The 21244-nt window shown below is 53.2% G+C and carries 20 protein-coding genes; 2 read left to right on the top strand and 18 right to left on the bottom strand.

Translation table 11 applies throughout. From position 1 onward, the window contains the following. Positions 1–73: 73 nt before the first annotated feature. The 15 genes from glpX to speD form a co-directional block, all read right to left on the bottom strand. Positions 74–1057 (bottom strand): class II fructose-bisphosphatase, encoded by a 984-nt coding sequence (gene glpX, locus GJ688_RS11265; protein WP_155476658.1) that lies wholly within the window; start codon positions 1055–1057, stop codon positions 74–76. Positions 1058–1209: 152 nt separating this feature from the next. Further along, positions 1210–1857, bottom strand: a complete 648-nt coding sequence (gene fsa, locus GJ688_RS11260; RefSeq protein ID WP_155476657.1) for a fructose-6-phosphate aldolase — start codon at positions 1855–1857, stop codon at positions 1210–1212. Between the two features lie 50 nt (positions 1858–1907). Beyond that, positions 1908–2762: a class II fructose-1,6-bisphosphate aldolase gene (locus GJ688_RS11255; protein ID WP_155476656.1), complete on the bottom strand. Its 855-nt coding sequence runs from the start codon at positions 2760–2762 to the stop codon at positions 1908–1910. Between the two features lie 151 nt (positions 2763–2913). Then, positions 2914–3582, bottom strand: coding sequence for a hypothetical protein (locus GJ688_RS11250; protein ID WP_155476655.1), 669 nt, complete (start codon positions 3580–3582; stop codon positions 2914–2916). A gap of 69 nt (positions 3583–3651) precedes the next feature. Further along, positions 3652–4029: a response regulator gene (locus GJ688_RS11245; RefSeq protein ID WP_155476654.1), complete on the bottom strand. Its 378-nt coding sequence runs from the start codon at positions 4027–4029 to the stop codon at positions 3652–3654. A gap of 163 nt (positions 4030–4192) precedes the next feature. Continuing rightward, complete coding sequence (locus GJ688_RS11240) at positions 4193–5068, bottom strand: Yip1 family protein (protein ID WP_170291899.1); 876 nt, start codon at positions 5066–5068, stop codon at positions 4193–4195. Between the two features lie 143 nt (positions 5069–5211). Beyond that, positions 5212–6174: a signal peptide peptidase SppA gene (gene sppA, locus GJ688_RS11235; RefSeq protein WP_155476652.1), complete on the bottom strand. Its 963-nt coding sequence runs from the start codon at positions 6172–6174 to the stop codon at positions 5212–5214. 114 nt (positions 6175–6288) lie between these two features. After that, on the bottom strand, positions 6289–7521 hold the full coding sequence (alr, locus tag GJ688_RS11230; protein ID WP_155476651.1) for an alanine racemase: 1233 nt from the start codon (positions 7519–7521) through the stop codon (positions 6289–6291). Between the two features lie 24 nt (positions 7522–7545). Beyond that, positions 7546–8616: a lipid II:glycine glycyltransferase FemX gene (locus GJ688_RS11225; protein WP_328597359.1), complete on the bottom strand. Its 1071-nt coding sequence runs from the start codon at positions 8614–8616 to the stop codon at positions 7546–7548. 309 nt (positions 8617–8925) lie between these two features. Beyond that, positions 8926–10539, bottom strand: coding sequence for a CTP synthase (locus tag GJ688_RS11220; RefSeq protein WP_155476716.1), 1614 nt, complete (start codon positions 10537–10539; stop codon positions 8926–8928). A gap of 157 nt (positions 10540–10696) precedes the next feature. Next, positions 10697–11092, bottom strand: a complete 396-nt coding sequence (rpoE, locus tag GJ688_RS11215) for a DNA-directed RNA polymerase subunit delta (protein WP_155476649.1) — start codon at positions 11090–11092, stop codon at positions 10697–10699. A gap of 52 nt (positions 11093–11144) precedes the next feature. After that, positions 11145–12824, bottom strand: a complete 1680-nt coding sequence (gene argS, locus GJ688_RS11210; RefSeq protein ID WP_170291898.1) for an arginine--tRNA ligase — start codon at positions 12822–12824, stop codon at positions 11145–11147. After that, on the bottom strand, positions 12821–13255 hold the full coding sequence (locus tag GJ688_RS11205) for a DUF1934 domain-containing protein (protein ID WP_155476648.1): 435 nt from the start codon (positions 13253–13255) through the stop codon (positions 12821–12823). The genes argS and GJ688_RS11205 overlap by 4 nt, the downstream gene beginning before the upstream one ends. 122 nt (positions 13256–13377) lie before the next feature. Then, positions 13378–14085, bottom strand: coding sequence for a Crp/Fnr family transcriptional regulator (locus GJ688_RS11200; protein ID WP_155476647.1), 708 nt, complete (start codon positions 14083–14085; stop codon positions 13378–13380). Between the two features lie 48 nt (positions 14086–14133). Further along, entirely contained in the window at positions 14134–14988 is an 855-nt protein-coding gene (gene speD, locus GJ688_RS11195) for an adenosylmethionine decarboxylase (protein ID WP_155476646.1), read from the bottom strand. A 181-nt stretch (positions 14989–15169) separates the two neighbouring features. Here speD and GJ688_RS11190 point away from each other — a divergent pair, with 181 nt between their 5' ends. Then, positions 15170–16177, top strand: a complete 1008-nt coding sequence (locus GJ688_RS11190) for a methyl-accepting chemotaxis protein (RefSeq protein WP_155476645.1) — start codon at positions 15170–15172, stop codon at positions 16175–16177. A 118-nt stretch (positions 16178–16295) separates the two neighbouring features. On the opposite strand, the gene GJ688_RS11185 is transcribed toward GJ688_RS11190, so the two are convergent. After that, positions 16296–16766, bottom strand: coding sequence for a response regulator (locus tag GJ688_RS11185; RefSeq protein ID WP_155476644.1), 471 nt, complete (start codon positions 16764–16766; stop codon positions 16296–16298). 27 nt (positions 16767–16793) lie between these two features. Next, positions 16794–19064: a PAS domain S-box protein gene (locus GJ688_RS11180; RefSeq protein WP_170291897.1), complete on the bottom strand. Its 2271-nt coding sequence runs from the start codon at positions 19062–19064 to the stop codon at positions 16794–16796. Positions 19065–19290: 226 nt separating this feature from the next. Between GJ688_RS11180 and GJ688_RS11175 the strand changes: the two genes are divergently transcribed. Then, positions 19291–20259 carry a LysR family transcriptional regulator gene (locus GJ688_RS11175; RefSeq protein WP_170291896.1) on the top strand — a complete coding sequence of 323 codons (969 nt, stop codon included), beginning with the start codon at positions 19291–19293 and terminating at the stop codon, positions 20257–20259. Here the strand turns inward: GJ688_RS11175 and GJ688_RS11170 are convergent. Further along, positions 20212–21207, bottom strand: a complete 996-nt coding sequence (locus GJ688_RS11170) for a YeiH family protein (RefSeq protein WP_155476641.1) — start codon at positions 21205–21207, stop codon at positions 20212–20214. The two genes, GJ688_RS11175 and GJ688_RS11170, sit on opposite strands and share 48 nt — an antisense overlap. Positions 21208–21244: the final 37 nt, after the last annotated feature.

Below are 21244 nucleotides of genomic sequence, written 5' to 3'. Positions count from 1 at the left end.
GATAGAAAAAGCCAGTTTGGCGAACCACTTGCCTCATGGTCACATCTATTTTTGTGGCGACTTCTAAAAAGGGCTATTTTTGACTGCATCGACCTCTTCCGAAGTTCGGCTTTTTATCCAGTCTATGCAGCGCATCGATAAATCGAATCGTTCCGGTTCGTCCGCGAATGACGACGGTATGGGTCCGGGCGCCTTGGGAGGTGAACTTAACCCCTTTGAGCAGGCTCCCGTCGGTGATGCCCGTCGCCGCGAAGATGACTCCGTCTCCCCGAACCATATCATCGAGCAAAAGGATCTTGCGGGGATCTTCTAAACCCATGGCCCGGCAGCGCGCTTCTTCTTCCTCCGTCTCCGGAACGAGGCGTCCTTGCATCTCCCCACCGAGGCAGCGAATAGCAGCCGCAGCGATAACCCCTTCCGGAGCGCCGCCGATTCCCATCATGATGTCCACCCCGGAATCGGGAAAAGCGGTAGCCACAGCGGGAGCGACGTCGCCGTCGGTGATCAGTTGAATCCGAGCTCCGGCTGTTCGACAGCGGCTGATCAGGTCATGATGGCGGGGACGATCCAGGATGACGACGCTGAGTTGTTCCACTTCTTTTCCGAGCGCCTTAGCCACATTATTGAGGTTTTCCTCGACCGGAGCGTCGATGTGGATGCATCCGGCCGCTTCGGGACCGACGACGATCTTATTCATATACATGTCCGGGGCATGGAGCAGGCAGCCTTTATGAGCGGCCGCCAGCACGGCGATAGCCCCACTTAACCCTTTGGCGACGATGTTCGTTCCTTCCAGCGGATCGACAGCGATATCCAGCTCGATTCCGCCGTTCCCTAAACCGACTTTCTCACCGATGTAGAGCATCGGCGCTTCATCCATTTCACCCTCGCCGATGACGACGGTGCCCCGGATGTTGATCGTATCGAACATGGCACGCATGGCTTCGGTCGCCGCATCATCGGCAGCGTTTTTGTCGCCTCGGCCCATCCAGCGGGCCGAAGCCAGGGCGGCCGCTTCGGTGACACGGGCAAATTCGAGCGCCAGTTCTCTGTACATTATGTATTCCTCCCAAAAATAAAAAGCGGGCAGGGTTGGCACAATGAGCATCCCAGCCCGCAGGTTTGCCTTTTGCCTTACAGGGTTACGTTTTGTTTTATAAGTATATTTCGCTTACCAAGTGAAATTTTGCGTTCCGCGTCGCCTTTGACCTATTTATTTTTGACCGTTTCCCAGTCCTTCAGAAACTGTTCAATCCCTTTATCGGTCAGCGGATGTTTCACCATCTGCATGAGCACTTTGTAGGGGATGGTCGCAATCGGCGCTCCGGCGCGGGCGGCAGCGGTGACATGGAGGGGATGGCGGACACTGGCGGCGATGATCTCCGTAGCCAGGCCGTGAATGTCGAAGATCTCCACCATTTCACGGATGACGTCCAGCCCGTCGTGACCTACGTCATCGAGCCGTCCCACAAAGGGGCTTACGAAGGTGGCACCGGCGTTCGCCGCCAGCAGGCCTTGGTTCGCCGAAAAGATGAGTGTTACGTTGGTGCGAATCTTTTCTCGGGACAGGCGGGAGGTGGCTTTTAATCCTTCGGCGCACATGGGAATCTTAATGACGATGTTCTTGTGGATCTGGGCCAGCTCTCGGGCTTCGGCGACCATGCCCTCTGCATCGGTGCTGATCACTTCTGCCGAGATGGGCCCGTCGACAATCGCCACGATTTCTTCCACGACCTGACGGAAGTTACGGCCTTCCTTGGCAATGAGTGACGGGTTGGTCGTTACGCCACTGATGACACCGAGGGCATTCGCTTCCCGGATTTCATCGATGTTGGCGCTGTCCAGAAAAAACCTCATCGTTCCAACTCACCTCAAAGAAATATTCCTCATCCATACGTTAACTCTTCTTATACTTTACCGTTAGACCCGAAAATACGGATTTTCTCCCGGATGACTTCGCTCATTTTCGTCTTGGCCGGGCCTAAGAGTTTGCGCGGATCGATCTCATTTGGGTTCTTGGCGATGGCTTCTTTGACGCCTTCGACAAAGGCTTCCCGCAGGTTCGTGTCGATGTTCACCTTGCGGACGCCCAGATCGATGGCTTTGCGGATATCTTCTTCCGGTACACCGGACGATCCATGTAGGACAATGGGCATGTCGACGAGGGATTTGATTTTTTTCAGGCGTTCGAAGTCCAGCTCCGGACGGCCTTTGTATTGCCCATGAGCCGTTCCGATGGCGATAGCTAAGGCATCTACGCCTGTTTCTTCCACGAACCGTTTGGCATCGTTCGGGTCGGTGAACAGGGCGTCGCGCTCATCAACGTGGATGTCGTCTTCCGTTCCGCCGATTTTTCCGAGTTCCGCTTCCACCGATACACCGACGGCCCGTGCCACCGCGAGGACACGGTTGGTGATGGCGATGTTTTCTTCCAAAGCATATTTAGAACCGTCGATCATGACCGAGGAAAAGCCGCTGCGAATGCATTGCATGCACTGGTCAAAGCTGGTGCCATGGTCGAGGTGCAAGGCCACCGGGACGAAGGTGTTTTCGGCAGCAATTTTCGTTAGGGCGACGATGTAGTCGATACCAGCATACTTAATAGCCCCTTGCGAAGCCTGGATGATGACGGGCGATCGCTCCGCTTCCGCAGCGGCGATGATCGCTTGGACAATCTCCATGTTGTTGCAATTGAATGCGCCGACGGCGTATTTGCCCTCTTCGGCTTTTGCCAACAGGGGGGCCATTGAAACCAAAGGCATGTGAAACATCTCCTCCTTGATATGTGTCCATCTGTAAAGGTTCGCCATGTCGGCGATATTCCCTTCCGGTTATTATGCCCCACTTTGATAGACAAACAGGAAAAGACCGCGGAACCGGTTTTTCGGAACGCCGCGGCGGATTGTTTACCGATTATGTGCTTTTTTTGGTACGACGCCGACGGGCTCTTCGGCTTTCAGGAGCTATGGGGGAAGATCCTTGGATTTGCAACTCTGCACACCGCGACAGGGATTGCAGGTCATTGTCTGACTCAGCGTAACATACATAGGTACTGTCGCAGAGCTCACAGCGAAGTTCCACCCGATCGGGATATACTTCTACATTAATTTGAAAACTGCCGCACTCACAAGAAAGGGATCCCTCTTCAGCCAGTTTGTGCAGGCGTTCCAAAATCGCGTACATGACTTCAGGGTTTTCAAAGTAATCGGCGAGTCCTAAGTTTTCGGCCATCTCATAGAGAGACTTGTCTTGACTGAGTATGGCTGTCTTCACTTTTTCGCGAGGTCCGATAAACCCTACTTCGACCATCGTCTCTGTGCATCGTAGTTCCGTCAGTTGTTGCGACCAAAGGCGCTCTCGGGTGAACCATTGCAGGTGTTGGGTTTCGCACATGATACAGTGAGTCTGAATCCAGAAGCGTTTCCGGTCCTTGCTGCCCACCGTCATTAACGCCGCTCCGCAGGAACATTGGATTTTTTTCACTTTTCGTCCCGCAAAGGAAAAGAGAGACAAGGCATGAAAATCCATGCGACCACAGGCGGGACAACGGAGAGCGATGACCGTCATGGTGGACAAGATCATGTGGAAGAACCCCCTTTCTACCCCCAATATTCCACACCGAAAAGCAAAATCCTTTTTTGCGCACCCAGATTACACAGGGGATCTTAGCCACATATTGATCTTTTGGGCTAGGTCCATCACGTCGAACGGTTTGATCACGTACTGTTCGGCACCGAGCCGCTGGGCCTCCTCGTACAGTTTTACTTCTTCATAAGCGGTCATCATCCAGACGGGGGTCGGATCACCTCGTTTTCGCATTTCCGTGAGCACTTCCAGTCCCGACATGCCGGGCATTTTCATATCCAGAAGAACGAGCCCGAAGCTTTCTTGGCTGAGACGGTCCAGTGCTTGTTGTCCATCGGAAGCCAGTTCCGCCGTTACGTCTACGATGCGCAATGCTTCCCGCAGCAATTGCCGAACGCCCTTTTGGTCGTCCACGACTAGAACACGTTCACACACTGATGTCATTCCTTCCTTGTTCTCCTGTCGGATTAATCCGTTTACCGATTCAAAAATGATTCATATTTATTTCGAAGCAAAAAAAGAAAATCCTGCCTCATTTTTTATGAAACAGGATTTTTTTGCTAATTCTTAACATTCTTGCTTTTGCTGTGACGTTTTAGAAGTGCTTTTACATGACCGGAAAGTGGTTCGCGAAGGGAATTAAGGATATCATCACCCCCGCCATCAGGGCGATGAACAAAATGATGACGATGAGGGGGAAAAAGATGACCAACAGGGACCGGCCTGTCGAGAGGCCAAGACTCTCGCGGATCGCCAACACTTGCAGTACAAACCCCCATAAAGTCACGCCAAGCAGACCGAGCGATTGAATGACTTTCCCTCCCGGCAGGTATTGACCGGCCAGGTTCACAGGGGCGAGCAGAATCGAGGGCCAATAGGCCAATCCTAAGGCCGTCAACAGACCTTTGGCATTCCCTCGCCCGCCCAAAAGTTCACCGACGAGGTTGAAGAAGCCGGCCATGACAAACCACATGATGATGCCGATCAAGACGGCAAAGAGGCTCATGCCGGCGACGATGTTGCCGAACACGTCGTTGGCGACCCCAGGCGGGTGAAAGAGAGCGGTACGATCGGCCAAACTCATGTTGACGATCAAGTTGATAACCGATGTTCCGAGGACGACGGAAAGGGCCAGCCCGAGCGGCTTACGTTCTGCGGCAGCGGAAAAGGCTAAACTGGGATTGACCAGCACTTGATAGAGGTAGTCTGTGACGGACCAATCGCGCCTTACTCTTTCCTTATCGGGGTGATCTGTTCCCCCGTTCGGTCTGTATTCACCAGTTTGGGGGTTCCACCCGGCGTATACGTCTTCTCCGCTCGACAAGGGAGCTGCGTAGCCTTCGCTCTCAGGAAGAGGAGCAAGCTGGGGTCCGACCGTCGGTTTCGGTTGAGCAGGCTCGGTGGCCACCCCTTGTGCTGGGACTTGAAGGTCAGACGATTGGCCTTCCGTCAATTCAGTTCCGGAGAGTTTCTCTTCGCTCATGAAAGCCCTCCTTTTTAGGTATCCGCCTCGGGTTACAGGGGTATTTTCAGGTTGGCAAAATGGGCACATACAGTCCGAGGGATTGAAATCGCACAGGCTTATAAGGGTGCTTTCAAATGTATCCCCGACGGCAAGAGTGCTCCCTAGGGCAAGGGCTGTTTCCCTTTGAGAAGTTCCATTAAGCGAACCAAGTCTTCTGCCGATAGTCCCGACAGTGTATCCCTTACGGATGCTCCCTTCCAGCGACTTTCCATGCCCAGGATTTCGTCTAAGGGGCTCCGTCGTCCGTATTCGACGATCTCCGGTTTTTCTTGCATGCCGGCCATGGTGGCGGCGAGTTGAACGGCGTCATAGAAGTTGCCCAGCTCGTCGACGAGACCTAGATCTTTCGCCTGCCGCCCCGTATAGACCCGGCCGTCTGCCAAGGTTCGAACGGTTTCCTTCGGCAGCTTCCGCCCTTCCGCTACGACATCGACGAACTGATCGTAAATATCGTTGACCATCGTCTGCAGGATTTGCCGCTCTTCCGGTGTCATTTCCCGTGACGATGAGGCGATATCTTTATGGGGTCCGCTTTTGATCACTTCCGGACGATAGCCGATTTTATCGTACAATTCCTTCAAGTTGGCCAGATCCATGATGACTCCGATCGAGCCGGTCGTTGTCGCTGGGTTGGCTACGATCTTATCAGACTTCGCTGCGATCCAGTAGCCTCCCGATGCAGCCACATCGCCCATGGAGGTGACGACCACTTTACCCGATTCCCGTACGCGCTGTATCTCTTGCCCGATTTCCTGGGACGCCGCCGATGTGCCACCAGGGGAGTTGATTCGCAGAACAACCGCTTTCAGCTCTTTGTCCTCCTGGATCTCCCGCAGCGTCTCCAGTAAATCAGCACTCCCGCCTTTACCTCCCAGCAATCCGCCGGAGCTTCCCGAGTCCATGATCGTCCCTTCGAGTCGAACGACAGCCACCCGGTTGGCTCCCGCGCCCGTCTTCATGCCGCCCTCTGGACGGTGAGCACCGACGCGGATGACGACGACCAGCAGGGAAAGGATCACGAGGCCGATAATGGTGCCGATGACCCAATTCTTCGCTTTCGCCAACTTTAACCCTCCTTCGTATACCAGGAGTTTTCCAGTTAGAGATTATCCCGCCGTACGACGGGGTTATAGACTCGCATGCGAAACGCGCTCACCATTGACGTTTAAACGTGTAGCCTAATTGGCTAAGGATACCTCTTGATTGAGCCGTTCCTGCTCATCGGCGCTGATATAGACCCTCGGTACGTTCAAGGCCACCACCGTACGCCGAGCAGGCACTTCGGCGATGTGGCCGGGCTGAACATCCGGTATCGCTGTCACATCGACCATGGTAAACTGCATGGCCACTTTGCCGAGGACCGGCGCTTTTGCTTTTCCGATACGGATAAACCGCGATGAAGGTCCGACACCGAAGTACGCTGCCGCCGTTTTGATGAGCACCTTCGTCAAGTCCCATAAGCCCGTAGGCACACTGGCCGGCTCCAGTTGAAATCCGTCTACATACCCCACGGGAAGAACAGCTACTTTCGTCGGCCGGCGAGTGATGAAGGCACGACCATAGCCGACGCCATGGTCCGCCGGCAAGAGGGACACATGGGCGATCCGGGCTTTCAGTCCCCATACTTCCCGCAAGTCGAGCCGCTCCCCGGCGGAGAGGGGAGGTTGACCGTAGAGGACCGTGCCAAGACGGACGGCATCAAAACGGTACTGCGGAAAAGCGAGGGCAGCCGCCGAGTTGGCGGCATGTTTGATGGGGATCGGAGATCCGATCCCCGATTCCATGGCCGCCACAGCCGCCTGGAATCTCGCCACTTGGTCATGAACAAACCGCCGATCGCCCGTCGCCGCCGTAGCCAGGTGTGTAAAGGCACCTTCAAGCTGCAATTCCGGCCGGCTGGCGATCGCAGCGGCCAGTTCGGGGGCAGCAGCGGCAAATACGCCGGTGCGGCCGAGGCCTGTTTCTATCTTCACGTGGATGGGATAGCTGCTCTTTCCGGAGCGTCCCGCTTCATCAGCGATGCGTTGAGCCAACTCGACGGTGGCTACCGCAGGTGTCAGTTTGTGGTGAATCAAGGCAGCGATTTCTTCCGGAAAAGCCGGTCCCATGACCAGGATAGGCGCCTTGATACCGTTCTGCCGGAGTTGAATTCCCTCCGACACATGGGTCACGGCCAGCCGGTCGACACCGTTTTCCATCAGACAGCGGGCTGACTCGACAGCGCCGCAGCCATAGGCATTCGCTTTGACCACCCCATAGATGATCAACTCATGACCGAGAGTCTTACGGATAGCACGGGCGTTATGGGCGAGCGCATCCAAATCCACCTGAACCCAACAGCCTAAGCCACCGGTAGCTTCATCCAATCGACTTCGAGGTGTAAGAATTTCCGGTAGATGTAGTTGGTCCATCGGTCCTCAACCCTCCTCGTTCCATCAGGACCGCTTGCGCGATGCCAGGAGTTTGCGGACCGTGTTTTGATACAGTGGTTCTGCCACGTTCCAGAAATTATAGAAAAAGGGCTGATACACTCGATCATATTCGCCGATGAAGTGAACATAGTCCCCGTTAAAACCGCGTTTGAAGCGAACCAGCCCGTAGAGCGGGTGATCTTCCCCGACATCCCCCGGTACACCCCGGAAATCATAAAGGGTACAGCCGTTGGCTTTCGCCCAACAGATCATCTTCCATTGGATCAGGTAGTTGGGCATGACGTTGCGATGGCGGTTCGATGAGGCACCATAGAGATACCAGGCCTTGTTCCCGAGAATAAGGGCCAAGGTACCGGCGATGACTTCTCCTTCGTAGCGGGCGACAAAAAGTTTGGCTAAGCCAGCCGGTACGAGATAGTCGTACATGTCCTCAAAATAGGAGTAAGCCCGGACGAGGAAATTATCCCGCTCCGTCGTCTCCTTAAGGACTTCGTAAAAGACGGGTAGATCGGCTTTGGTGCAGCTTTCATCGATGACGACGCCTTTTCGCTCCGCCAGCCGTATGTTGTAGCGGGTCTTTTGGTGAAATCGGCCGAAGACCTTGTCCAGGTCATCGGATATGTCCAGGCGAAACACATGGCGGGGCTGCACACCTTCAAAGCCCTCCCCTTTATCGACCAGCCGAAAGCCGCGAGTCGCTAAATAATCGCTCCAAAGGGGAGAAGGTGCATGGATATCGGGATCGATTTTTAGAAAAACAGCATTCTCACGTCGTGCCAAGTCTTCGACAGCCTGGAGGAGACGATCGGCGATCTCTGGCTGGGCCGGGTCAAACACAGGCCCCCGAGGCGCATAGAAGATATGTTTGCCGATGCCCGGGATGCGGCGCTTGAGGATAGAGATAGCCGCTACCGGCGTCCCCTTGTCCTCGATCATGAGGCGATGGGGCTGCCATCCCGTTTTCGCTTTGATATCTCCCCATTCCCAAGATTGCAGGACATGTCCCTTAGGATGCTCCGCTAAGAAGCGATTGAACCGCTCCTTATCATTTATCGTCAATTCCCGTGTTTCCACGGACGGCCTCCCCCTTTCAGTTCCCCATAAATAAAGCATAACCGCCGATAAACCAAGAAAGACCTCTCCGTTTGCGGGAAAGGTCTATTCTGGCTGATGTTCAACTAGAAAAACGCTAATCGGGTGTATTGGCGCCGTTCGCTAAGGGCTTCGCGGCTGTTCACTCGGTTGCTTCGCGGGCACGCCAAACCTCTGGGCTCTCCTGCATGTAAACCATGGCGCGCCTATCCGCTACGCAACTTTCGTTCACGACGCCGCTACGCCCAAAACGCTCACTCCGCCAATACACCTTGATTTAAGATCTGTTTTCTAGTTCTCGCCTTTAACCCTATTCAAGCTCGCACCGACAAAATCCCGGAACAGCGGATGGGGACGGTTCGGTCGGGATTTGAATTCCGGGTGGAACTGGGAAGCGACAAACCAGGGGTGGTCACGGAGTTCTACCACTTCGACGAGTCGTCCATCGGGTGACGTACCGGAAATGATCATGCCCGCTTTTTCGATCGCTTCGCGGTAATTGTTGTTGAACTCATAGCGGTGGCGATGACGCTCGTAGATGACTTCGTCTTGATAAGCGTCCCAGGTCTTCGTGCCTTTGTTGACCCGACAGGCCCAGATGCCCAGGCGCATGGTGCCACCTTTTTCTTCCACGTCTTTTTGTTCTGGAAGCAGATCGATGACGGGATGCGTCGTCGTCTCGGAGAATTCGCTCGAGTTGGCATCTTCCCAACCGAGGACGTTGCGGCCGTATTCCACCACGGCCAGCTGCATGCCCAGACAAATTCCCAAGAGAGGAATTTTGTTTTCCCGGGCGTAACGCAAGGCCGAGATCTTTCCTTCGATCCCCCGGTCACCGAATCCGCCGGGAACGAGAATGCCGTCCACGTCGGAGAGAAAATCTTCCGGCGGGGCGCCTTCGAGGTCTGCCGAATAGATCCACTTGATTTTCACAGAGGCATTGTGATGAATGCCAGCATGGCGTAGGGATTCGGCGACACTCATGTAGGCGTCCGGCAAGGCGACATATTTGCCGACGAGGCCGATGGTCACCTGCTGTTTCGGGTTTTTTATCTTATGAACTAAGGCTTCCCAATCTTTCAGATCCGGTTCGCCACAGGTCAGTTTCAGCTTTTCAATGACGATATCGTCCAGTTCCTCTTTTTTGAGGAGCAAAGGTACTTCATAGATCGTCTCGGCATCGACCATCTGGATGACGGCCGCAGGGTCGATGTCGCAGAAGAGGGCAATTTTTTCTTCCAGCTCTTGCGGGAAGGCTTTTTCGGTACGGCAGACGATGATGTCCGGCTGGATGCCGATGCTGCGCAGTTCCTTCACCGAGTGCTGGGTCGGTTTCGTCTTCAGTTCTCCGGCGGCGGAGATGAAAGGCATCAAGGTGACATGGATGTAGATGACCCGATCTCGGCCCACATCGGACTTCATCTGCCGGATGGCTTCCAGGAACGGCAGGGATTCGATATCGCCGACGGTACCGCCGATCTCGGTGATGACCACATCCGGGCTCGATTCACGAGCGACACGGAGCACCCGTTCTTTGATCTCGTTGGTGATGTGCGGGATGACCTGTACGGTGCCGCCCAGGTATTCGCCTTTTCTCTCTTTGGAGATGACCGACCAGTAGATCTTACCGGTGGTGACGTTGGACGCCTTGGACAAGTTGACGTCGACAAAGCGTTCGTAGTGACCCAAGTCCAGGTCCGTTTCGGCGCCGTCGTCGGTGACGAAGACCTCGCCATGCTGGTAGGGGCTCATCGTTCCCGGGTCGATATTGATGTAGGGGTCGAATTTTTGAATGGCCACTTTGAGGCCGCGGCTTTTGAGCAGGCGGCCGAGGGAAGCGGCGGTGATGCCTTTACCCAGAGACGACACGACGCCGCCAGTAACGAAAATGAACTTAGTTTGCATATCGATGCCTGCTTTCTTCAAGACCATTAACTCCAGTTCTTTGATAATATTGATGGCTCGTCCACTCTAATACTTTTTCTATTCTACCCAAACTCCGGGTGAGGATCAAGGAAAACGGAAAGCACCCGGGCCGCATGATGAACGTGAAAAAGCGAGCCTATTCGGCTCGCTCCCAGTCGTCGTCACGACCGCGACCATAATCGTGGTCCCGATCATCATAATCGTCGTCGTCTCCGCCTTCGCCATCTTCGTATTCAACGGTTTTGTTCAATAGAGAGATGGTGGGGATGCGGCGGGTCGATTTCGCTGGCGCCCAGTTGCGAAGGCCCCACATGCCGTTGCCAAAATGGATGAAACGCATGTCGAGATTCATCTGGGTGTACACAGCGGCGATGGCTTTGGCGTCTTCCGGATCTTCGTATCCCATCCGGCTGAGGACTTGCACAATCAGATCTTTGTAAAAGGTGTTTTCACCTTTTTCCCGCAGAAGCTGATGAAGGACTTCAATTTCCGAGGCTTTTCGCCCTGTTGTCGGGGTGGTTGTCGGCGACACTACATACACTCCTTGTGTTCACGGCTACCACATATTTCAAAACGAAATTATACTACATCCGCTCCGGTGCTGTCAAACCCATGCTGGAAAGAACATTGCGCAGGACGATGCGGGAATCGTCGACGAGGACGAGGCGAGCATCGCGCAAGGCTTTTTCGTCGGTCAACACACGGCAATGGGTATAGAAGCTGTGGAAGAGGGCGGCCAGATCCATCGCGTAGCGGGCCATGCGGTGCGGTTCCATTTGGGTGGCGGCCCGGGCGATTTCATCGGGCAGGTCGGCGATTTTGCGAATCAGGGACAGTTCGGCAGGATGGTCGAGGACGCTGTAGTCCACTCCGTCTACGGAAGGCACTTCGTAACCAGCGTCTTTGGCCGTGCGCAAAATCGAACAGATGCGGGCGTGAGCGTACTGGACGTAGTAGACGGGGTTTTCCGAGGATTGGCTTTTAGCCAGGTCAAGGTCAAAATCGAGGTGCGAGTCGGCACCGCGCATGACGAAGAAGAACCGGGCCGCGTCTTTGCCGACTTCTTCGACCAACTCGTCGAGGGTGATGTACTGGCCGGTTCGCTTGGACATGCGGACGATTTCGCCGCCTTTGAAGAGGCGCACCAACTGCATGAGGATGACGTCCAGGTTTTCCGAGTTATATCCGACAGCTTTGACAGCGTTTTTGATCCGGGACACGTGGCCATGGTGGTCAGCGCCCCAGATGTTGATCACCCAATCAAAACCGCGGTCAAACTTGTTTTTGTGATAGGCGATGTCGGCGGCAAAGTAGGTGGGAATGCCGTTGGAACGGACAAGGACTTCGTCCTTCTCTTCGCCCAAGGATGTCGCTTTGAACCAGAGCGCACCTTCGTTTTCATAGATGTAGCCGTTGGCCCGGAGGGTCTCCAAGGTCTCCCGGATGGCTCCGGAGTCGTGGAGGGACTGCTCGGAGAACCAGATGTCATAGTCGACGCCAAAGCGCGCCAGCGATTCCCGAATACCACTCAGTTTTTCTTGCAAGGCATATTTGACGAGCAGCTCCCGGCGGAGGGTCGTCTCCATGGGCACATACTTGTCGCCGTCTTTGGCGATAAGGCCGCGCATCGTCTCAGCCACGTCTTCCCCGTGATAGCCTTCTTCCGGGAAGGGGACATCTTGGCCAAGCAGTTGCAGGTAGCGGGCTTCGAGGGACTTGGCGAAGTTCTCGATCTGGTTGCCGGCATCGTTGATGTAAAATTCTTTGGTCACATCAAAGCCGGCCAAGCGAAGCAGGTTGGCCAAGGTGTCGCCGAGGGCGGCGCCGCGGGCGTTGCCCATATGGAGCAACCCGGTCGGGTTGGCACTGACGAATTCCACTTGCACCCGTTTTCCGGCACCCGCTTGCGAGGCGCCGTAGCGGTCGTCGGTCTGTTGAACGGCCGGCAGCACCGGGTAGAGCCAGTGATGGTGCAAGGTGAAGTTGATAAAGCCGGGACCGGCGATCTGCACATCTTTCAGCCAGTCTCCCCGGTCGATGTGGGCGACGATCTTTTCGGCCAGTTGACGCGGGTTCATGCGGGCTTGTTTGGCCATGGTCATAGCCACGTTGGTCGCAAAATCACCATGTTGTTTTTCTCGAGGCACTTCTAAAGCGACCGTAGGCAGGTGTTCAAAATTTATCTCGCCGGTGTTGCGGGCCGCTTCGAGGGCTGCTCCGATAGCACCGGTGATGTGGCGGCGAATGTTTTCAACAAAGTTCACTGGAATCTTTTTTCCTCCTTTACGGTAATCAACAAGGAGTTATCGCTCAGCTTGCGCTGATCGGCTTGGAGTTCGTAGATCAGGTTGATGGAACCTCCCTGATCATCCAAGGCCACATCCACTTTCGAAGGGATGACACCTAAGTGCATGCTCCCGAAGGGGGTGTGGTAAACGCCTTGATGGAGTACCCCTTCTTCAAAGGTTTGTTTGAATTCGGAACTTCCCATGCGGTTTAAGGTCACCCGGTGAGGTTCCACCTTCAGCGTGGTGGTCGTCCCTTCCATTCCGGAGATTTCTGATTCGTTATACACAATATAATAGGAGGTGGGCTTTTTGAACATCTTTCCTTCGGTGATGAGATGGATCGTATCTTTTTCGCCGACGTCGTTCGTCTGTGTGCCGAGGACCGAAACCAGAACGTCTTTCTTCATCCCGAAACGCCCTCTTTCCTATGAAGATGCCTTAACAATTCGTGAATGAACCTCCGTTTCCTTCCTTCCTAAGACCATTTTTCCCCTATTGTTGTGATTTTAAGAACATTAAAAGGGCCGGACTATGAAGATCCGTCCCTTTCCCTTGATCCGGTGGCCCACTGTTTTAATTCTTCCAGGTTTTTGACGGTGATCGTATGCCGGTCCACTTCAACGATACCGAGCCGTTCGAACTCCGCCAGGATGCGCGATACGGTCTCCCGGGATGTGCCGACCAGTTGGGCAAGCTCCTGGCGGGTGAGACTGCAGTCGATGCGGGTCCCCCCTTTTTCGGGAACCCCATAGTCCTTAGTCAGTTTGTACAGGCGAGCGGAGACTCGTCCGTACGTATCTAAGAGGGCTAAGTTTTTCATGTGCCGGTACGCTTGGCGCAGCCGTCGGGCTTCTACCTGCAGGCAAGCCATGGCTAAGGACGGATGGGCTCTGACGAGGGCTCGAAAATCGTCGAGTCCCATCCGGCTCACGGTGACCTCTTCCATGGTTTCTGCCGTATAGGGGCTTGGCCCATTGTCAAAAGCTGCAATCTCGCCGAAGATCTCACCGGGATTGACGATGGACACCACTTTTTCCTGTCCATCGGCGTTCATTTTCGCTAAACGGACTTTTCCCTGATGCAGAAAGTAGACATCTTCGACCGGTTCCCCTTCCTGCAAGAGGGGCTGCCGTTTTTTCAGGGTCCGTTCGCTGATCAGGGGGGCCAGGGACTGTAGGATTTCCTCGTTGAGTACTGTGAAGACTCCCACCGACTTGAGGCGTTCCCACTTGCCCATGTCTACCGCCTCCTTCTATCGGAGAGACCATCCTTGGGTGAAAGGGATTTACACTTTCGGAATGTTCCGGCCGTGGAAAATTTCCGTCATTTCTTTTTTGACCCGTTGTTTGATCTTTTTCTTCTCACCAGGCAGGAGATCTTTCTTGGCCGTCCCGAAGAGGTAATTGTCTAAATCAAACTCTTTCAGCAGCATTTTCGTGTGAAAGATGTTGTCCTGATAGACGTTCACATCGATCATCTGATAGAGTTCACGGATATCCTTGGCGATATAGTTTTGGATGGAGTTGATTTTATGATCAATATAATATTTCTTCCCATTTACGTCCCGGGTAAAACCTCGCACCCGGTAGTCGGCGATGACAATGTCCGGACTGAAGCTGTTAATGAGGTAGTTGAGCGCTTTTAAAGGTGAAATCTGACCGCATGTGGATACGTCGATGTCGGCCCGGAAGGTGCTGATCCCTTTGTCAGGGTGGCTTTCGGGATAAGTGTGTACGGTAATGTGGCTCTTATCGAGATGGGCGACGACAGCGTCCGGTCCGAGGTTGTACATCTCGATATCATTATCATTGTCGACTTCACTGGTACCTTCGTTTCCGTCATTCTCATCGGCGGGTTCCGATTCGATCTTGCCCTCAGAGATCAGGATGGTGACGCTGGCGCCCTGGGGATCGTAGTCTTGCTTAGCAATATTGAGGATGTTAGCGCCGATGATGTTTGAGACTTCCGTCAAGATGCTCGTCAGTCGATCCGAATTGTATTCTTCGTCGATATATTCGATGTAGGCTTTTCGGTGTTCCGGCGTCTTCGCATAACAAATGTCGTACATGTTGAAACTGAGGGTTTTCGTCAGATTGTTAAACCCGTACAGTTTCAGCTTTTTAATTGATTTTATCTCCATCCTCAGTCTCCCCATGCCAAAGTATTATTTTTATTATAACAGCATGATTATCTAATTCCTATTGCCATAGTGTCAAGAATCATCGGTGGTGGTTTTTTTTCGCGATTTTTCTTATTCCCGGGCTTTTCGGATTATGGCATAATAAAAAGTGTATGGTTTGAGGAAGAGAGGAATGGTGTAAATGGCGAACGAGCAAGCAGATACGTTGGATGTCTCCGTATTGCTCCATCAGTTAAAACAAGCGAACAGCCAAATGGGTCAAGTGGTCAAGACGATCGATCATATCACCAAACAGACCAACCTTTTGGCCCTGAACTCCGCCATTGAAGCCGCTCGGGCAGGGGAAGCCGGCCGAGGTTTCCGGGTTGTGGCCGATGAGATAAAAAAACTGGCCGATCGCAGTTTTTCGGCCACGAAAGAGAGTCAGGAACTTATCAACAACATCCAGTCGAAAGCCAATGACGTCATCGCCGTTCGGACGGCTGATGTAGCTTACGATACGATTGACAAGATTGACCGCAACCTCTTCGAACGAAATTGCGACGTACAAGCTTGGGCTACCTTCGATAAAATCCGTGCTTGTCTGGTCAATGGGAACAGCCATACCAAGGAACAAGCGACGGCACTCATGAAGAAAATCGTGGATATTTATGAAGTATACTTCGACCTCTACCTGACGGACCGGCAAGGAAAAATCGTCGCAACGGCGGTACACCAAAACTTGGTGGGGCAAGACATGTCTGACCGCGAGTGGTTTAAAGAAACCGTTGCCAAAAATGATGTCTATGTCACGGACATGTATTACTCTGCAGCGGTTGGCGGTCACACTATCGCCTATTCTTGTCCCGTTCGTGCCGAAGACGGAACGGTCCTCGGCGTTTTTACGACCCGGTTTAACTGGAACTTTATTTATGATATTATCGATAACGCTCGCATTGGCAGCACCGGCGACATCTTTGTGGTGAACAAAGCCGGGGTTGTTATCGGCTCCCGAGACCGCTCAGGCATCTTGGAGAAAAACCTCAACCATCTTCAGGCGGTGAAAAAGGCTACCTCTGGTGAAGCCTACGGTTATACCCTGGAGAAGGACAACTCTGGGAAGATGCAGATTTTCGGTTATGCCCATACGCGCGGCTATAACGCCTATCGGGGAAAAGCCTGGTCGGTCATCGTTCGGGAACCGCTATAAGATCGGCGCCTTTATCCATTAAAGTAGGTACGTGTTAAAGCCCGTTTCCCCTTACATCATGGGGAAACGGGCTTTCTTATGTTCGAGGCTTCCCCTTTACGAATGGCCAGGGTGAAGTTTACTCCGACTGATTTTCATCGCCGGTGCCAAGCGCCGCCTTCGAGGACAACTCCCCTGCCGAAAAGATTTTGACCAGGGGTTGGTCTTTGGGCGCAATTTCTTTGCCTAAGGCCCGATCGATGCGTTCCAGCAGATCGGCTGGTTCAAAAGGTTTAAGCACATAGCCAACTACACCGGCTGATTTGGAACGAAGCACATTTTTCAGATCGTTGCTGCCGGTGATCATGATGACAGGAATGGACTGGGTCCGCCAGTCCCGCTGCAGTTCTGCGATCGTTTGAAAGCCATCCATGATCGGCATCATGATATCTAGCAGGATGATCTCCGTCTGTGGTTGCAATCGTTTGGCCATTTCTACGACATCCCGCCCGTTGTGGGCCACAAAGACTCGATGGCCGTTCCGACTCAATATCTTTTTTAAGAGTTCACAGTTGGCCTCATTGTCCTCCCCGATAATAATCCGTGCCATCTTTCCTCCATCTCCATCAATACCTGCTTATTCCGTCTCTTTTTTCGGGTAACCCTTCGTTTCTGTCGACGGGGTGAAGGGAAACCGGACATAGAACGTGGTCCCTTGGTTCCCCGACTCCACAATAATGACGGCCTGGTGCCGTGCGGCGATATTGTGGCAAATCGCCAAGCCAAGACCGGTTCCTTGATCTTTGGTGGTAAAAAAGGGGGTACCGAGCTTTTCCAGCAAGGACGATTCAATACCTGGGCCTTCATCTTGAACGGCCAGTACGACACTGTCACTGTCAAGGTATGTTTTGATGGTCAATGTTTGTCCGGCCGTCATCGCTTCCAACCCGTTGCGGACTAAATTCAACAGCAGCTGCCTTATTTCCTTTTCACCGAGAAGGAGATCGGGGATTTGACCCAATTCTAACCGCAAGAACTGCTTACCCAAAGAGGCGTTCGCTTCCATCATCGGGTATAGTGTCTTAATGATTTGATTCAGACTTTGTATTTTCGGGTCGTCAACCTTGCTTTTGGCCAGAGAGAGAAATTCAGTGATGATCGAATTGGCTCGATCCAATTCCTCGATCATCAAGTCGTAGTAGTTTTTATTATGTATACTTTCATCTTTTGCAGCGAGAATTTGCAGAAAACCACGAACCGTCGTCATGGGGTTACGGATCTCGTGGCCGATACCGGCGGCCATCTGGGCCACCAGATTGAGGCGATCCAACCGAGCCATTTCCTTTTCCAGCCACCGCAATTCGGTGATATCGTTGATCGCATAAAGATAACAAGGACGGCTTCCCAGTTCAATCTGTTCGGCCGACAGGAGCCATATACGTTTTTCCCCGTTTTGCGTATTAAAGTATGTCTCCCGGTTTCGGATGACTTTTTCCCGGGGTGATGGTTTCGATAGATGCAGTTCTTGAAGGCTTCGGCCGATCACCTCTTCCCGTCTCCATCCAGTGATCCGCAGGAAGCTCTCATTCACTTCAAAGAGACAATCCTTGTCTATACAGTAAATGTACATCGGGTTTGGATTGGCGTAGAAGGCCTTGGAAAAACGCTCCTCTGAGACGCGCAGATCTTCTACCGATTGTCTCCGGGCGGTCATATCCCGTCCGACGGCGTAGATCGTTCCGTCAACCAGATCCGGGACGGCGTTCCATGCCATCCAACGATAGTTGCCGTCTTTACTGCGAAAACGGATCTCCTCTCCCACCGTTGGCTCACCCGATAAGAGCCAGCGAAATTCCGTTTCTACGGCCTCTATGTCATCGGGATGGACAAAATCAGTGAAGGGGACGTCGGCCAACTCTTCTTCGCTATATCCGAAACGATGCTCCAAGGCGGGATTCCACCGGCGCAGATGACCAGAGAGGTCTATGAGGATGAGAATATCGACAGAAACGTCGAAGAAACGGTTTAACTCTTTCTCCGCACGGACACGCTTAGCGATCTCCTTGGATAAACTTGATTGAACCAGTTTTATGCTGCGTGTATCCGATTCTAGTTTTTCCAAGAGCGGGTTTAGCTCAGGAAGCAACTCTCGCGGCAGCTTTTGCGTATCTAGAACTACCGCTTGACCGAACCCTTCGATTTCCCCTTTAAAACGGGTAAAGAACCGCCAGGCTTCAAAAATCAACAATATCGCCAGTACCAATTCAATGGAGATGATCTCGGCAGTCCGCAGCAGCACGGCCGTATGAAAATCATCAGGCTTCACGACTGCCCAACAGTAGCCGACCAGCCAGCCCTCCCGGTATACGGAATGGGAGATGTAGATCATCGGATCGTTACGCCAATTATCAAATACAGGTATATCCGGTTTGACCGTTTCCAGGTCAAAGCCGGGCAGTTCCCTCACCATCCTCAAATTGTTTAAAAAAGATAAGGGATGTAAACCCAAGGTGTAATCGATGACGCGGATATGATACTCATGACGTTCGCTATACGCTACGGTTCGCCCTAGCGCATTGGAATAGTATCCAATAACTAATCCCGGGTACATTTGCGAAAGCGCTTCCGTTTCTGGCCGCAGTGTTTTTTCAAGAATTAAGGAGCGTTCTTCCCAATCTCCTCTTATGCTTTCCGGGTGGATCACCTGTTCAGAAAGGCGTTGATCCAGTTCAGCCGTCACCGTTTGCAGGTCTTTCATCCGTTCGAAGCGTTCTTTTTTCAAAAAACCTAAATGGACGATGCCTGTTAAAATCACGGTGTGCAGGACTACTAAAACGACCATGGAATATAAAATACGTTTCGTGATCTGTTGGGGGAGAAACTGCCCCCATGAGAGATTCGCCTTCAAACCCATCGGCCTCCATCGCCCTTCTGCCAGGCGCCTTCTGCTAGAAAAAGCCGTTTTGGTTTGATGATACGTTGTTCTTTACTGCAAGTAAAGATTTGTTGTCGACCTATGTCGAAAATATCAAAGCTTACCGATCCCTTTTGGGGGCAAGCTCGATTTGGCAAACGATTTTACGAAGATTCATTAGTTTCCGGTCTTTTGGTTTTACCGTAGGGAGGAAATGACCGTGCTCGACACGCAACTTTTTATCTTCAAGACAGTGATGGAGAAAAACAGTATATCCAGCGCTGCCCAGGAACTGCATATGACCCAGTCGGCCGTCAGCCAGCAGATTCAAAATCTGGAAGCCCACTTCGATGTTAAGCTCTTTGACCGGCTTCACCGCCGCATCATGGCCACTACCGCGGGAAAGGTTTTATATCCCTTCGCCGTCGAGTTGGACCAGCTCTATACAAAAGTAAACCATACCATGCAAGACCTGACCGGCGAAGTGAGCGGCCGTTTACGTGTCGGTGCCAGTTTAACGATCGGCGAATACGTTCTCCCAGCACTGCTCGTGCAGTTTCGCCAGGCCTATCCCAAAGTGAACATCGCTATGGACGTCTATAATTCCGAACAGATTACTGCCATGGTTATGGCAGGTCAGTTGGATATCGGCTTTATCGAGGGACCGGACCCACTACCCGGGCTGCTCGTCAGTCTACCTTGCAGCGGCGATGAACTGGTCGTCATCGCTCCCGCCGGGGGCGAGCAGTCAGGGGACAAAGCCATTTCTTTGGCCGAACTACTGCGGGCCCGGTGGGTCCTGCGAGAACCCCTGTCGGGTACACGTCGTTTTTTTGAACAGTTCTTAGAAATGCACGGGCACTCTCGGGCAACGCTGGATGTGGTCATGGAACTCGGCAGCACCCAAGCGGTCAAGGAAGCCGTCAAGGCAGGCCTGGGGATTTCGGTCATTTCTAAATTGGCAGTGACTGATGAAGTATGCCGGGGAGATCTCCAACTCCTGCCTGTCCAAGAAGGCCCCATTCTACGGTCCTTCACCATGTTCTACCACAAGGAAAAGTTTACGACCCTCGCCGTCGACCGCTTCCTCGCTTTCGTCGCTGAAAAGCTATCGCCCCCGCCATCCCTTCATCCCGCTCGTTTACAAGCCGAGGAGGACGATGAGCCCTCGTCCAAAAAGGCTGAGTAAGACTGAGCCCGTTATCCCCACGACCATCGGCATCAGGCCCACTCGTCGAATATCGGCGATATGCACATTCAGTCCCATGCCGGCCATGGCCATGGCCAGCAAGAAGACACTCGTTGAGATGATCTTTTGGGCCGTGTCCGCAGTGAATACATGATAGGTGTTTAACAGAGCCATGCCGAGAAAGCCGAGGACGAACCAGGGTATCACCCGTTTGCCTGGATTCGCAAGGCTGGGGTTCTGGGAGCGCTTGTTGTACAGCCAGTCCATAACCATCACCACCGGCGCCAGGAGGACAACCCTCCCTAACTTGACCAATAAGGCCGTGTCACTGCTCACGGGGCCGCCCGGGGCTGACGCCGCCACCACATGGGCGATTTCATGCAAGGTCGCTCCGGCGAATAGGCCATACTCATGAGGCGACCAGTTTAAAATGGGCAGCAGAGCCGTATAAATCACGGTAAATAGTGTACCGAGCAGTGCGATGATGGCTACAGAAAGGGCCACTTCTTCGTCTTTGGCTTTGATCACCGGCCCAACAGCACCAATGGCTGCGGCGCCACAAACGCCTGTCCCTGCAGCGATGAGAGCGGTCAATTTCGGTTCCAGGCACATCTTCCGGCCTAGGTAAAGGATGACTGAAATCGCGAACAAGATGACCATCACATCGAGTACGATGGTCTTCCAACCTGCTGCCACGATGTCGCCGATGTTGAGCCGTACCCCCATCAGGATGATGCCCACTCGAAGCACATACTTGGCGGAGAAAGAAATTCCGGGGCTAAGCGGTGTGACCACGGCTTCGCCGATCGCCCGCAGAGCTAATCCAAGGAGGATGGCTGTCACCATGACCCCGAAGATGCTGAGCAAAGGGAGACGGGCCATCATCTGCGCGGCGGCGGCAAGCAAGGCGGTCAAAAGCAGACCGCCGATAAATCGACTTTGATTCATGTAAAACTACCTCCGTTCTTTGGGTTTATCCTATCCC

Origin of the sequence: Heliobacterium mobile, from assembly GCF_009720735.1 — a bacterium.
GTDB classification, from domain to species: Bacteria; Bacillota; Desulfitobacteriia; order Heliobacteriales; family Heliobacteriaceae; genus Heliobacterium; species Heliobacterium mobile.
Note: the sequence above shows the minus strand (reverse complement) of the source record. Positions and strands in the feature narration are given on the sequence as shown.

What these genes read in the sequence shown, in the direction of transcription:
- glpX (WP_155476658.1), bottom strand. Translation starts at nt 1,057, where the DNA reads ATGTACAGAGAACTGGCGCTCGAATTTGCCCGTGTCACCGAAGCGGCC.
- fsa (WP_155476657.1), bottom strand. Translation starts at nt 1,857, where the DNA reads ATGAGGTTTTTTCTGGACAGCGCCAACATCGATGAAATCCGGGAAGCG.
- GJ688_RS11255 (WP_155476656.1), bottom strand. Translation starts at nt 2,762, where the DNA reads ATGCCTTTGGTTTCAATGGCCCCCCTGTTGGCAAAAGCCGAAGAGGGC.
- GJ688_RS11250 (WP_155476655.1), bottom strand. Translation starts at nt 3,582, where the DNA reads ATGATCTTGTCCACCATGACGGTCATCGCTCTCCGTTGTCCCGCCTGT.
- GJ688_RS11245 (WP_155476654.1), bottom strand. Translation starts at nt 4,029, where the DNA reads ATGACATCAGTGTGTGAACGTGTTCTAGTCGTGGACGACCAAAAGGGC.
- GJ688_RS11240 (WP_170291899.1), bottom strand. Translation starts at nt 5,068, where the DNA reads ATGAGCGAAGAGAAACTCTCCGGAACTGAATTGACGGAAGGCCAATCG.
- alr (WP_155476651.1), bottom strand. Translation starts at nt 7,521, where the DNA reads ATGGACCAACTACATCTACCGGAAATTCTTACACCTCGAAGTCGATTG.
- GJ688_RS11220 (WP_155476716.1), bottom strand. Translation starts at nt 10,539, where the DNA reads ATGCAAACTAAGTTCATTTTCGTTACTGGCGGCGTCGTGTCGTCTCTG.
- GJ688_RS11205 (WP_155476648.1), bottom strand. Translation starts at nt 13,255, where the DNA reads ATGAAGAAAGACGTTCTGGTTTCGGTCCTCGGCACACAGACGAACGAC.
- GJ688_RS11200 (WP_155476647.1), bottom strand. Translation starts at nt 14,085, where the DNA reads ATGGGCAAGTGGGAACGCCTCAAGTCGGTGGGAGTCTTCACAGTACTC.
- speD (WP_155476646.1), bottom strand. Translation starts at nt 14,988, where the DNA reads ATGGAGATAAAATCAATTAAAAAGCTGAAACTGTACGGGTTTAACAAT.
- GJ688_RS11190 (WP_155476645.1), top strand. Translation starts at nt 15,170, where the DNA reads ATGGCGAACGAGCAAGCAGATACGTTGGATGTCTCCGTATTGCTCCAT.
- GJ688_RS11185 (WP_155476644.1), bottom strand. Translation starts at nt 16,766, where the DNA reads ATGGCACGGATTATTATCGGGGAGGACAATGAGGCCAACTGTGAACTC.
- GJ688_RS11170 (WP_155476641.1), bottom strand. Translation starts at nt 21,207, where the DNA reads ATGAATCAAAGTCGATTTATCGGCGGTCTGCTTTTGACCGCCTTGCTT.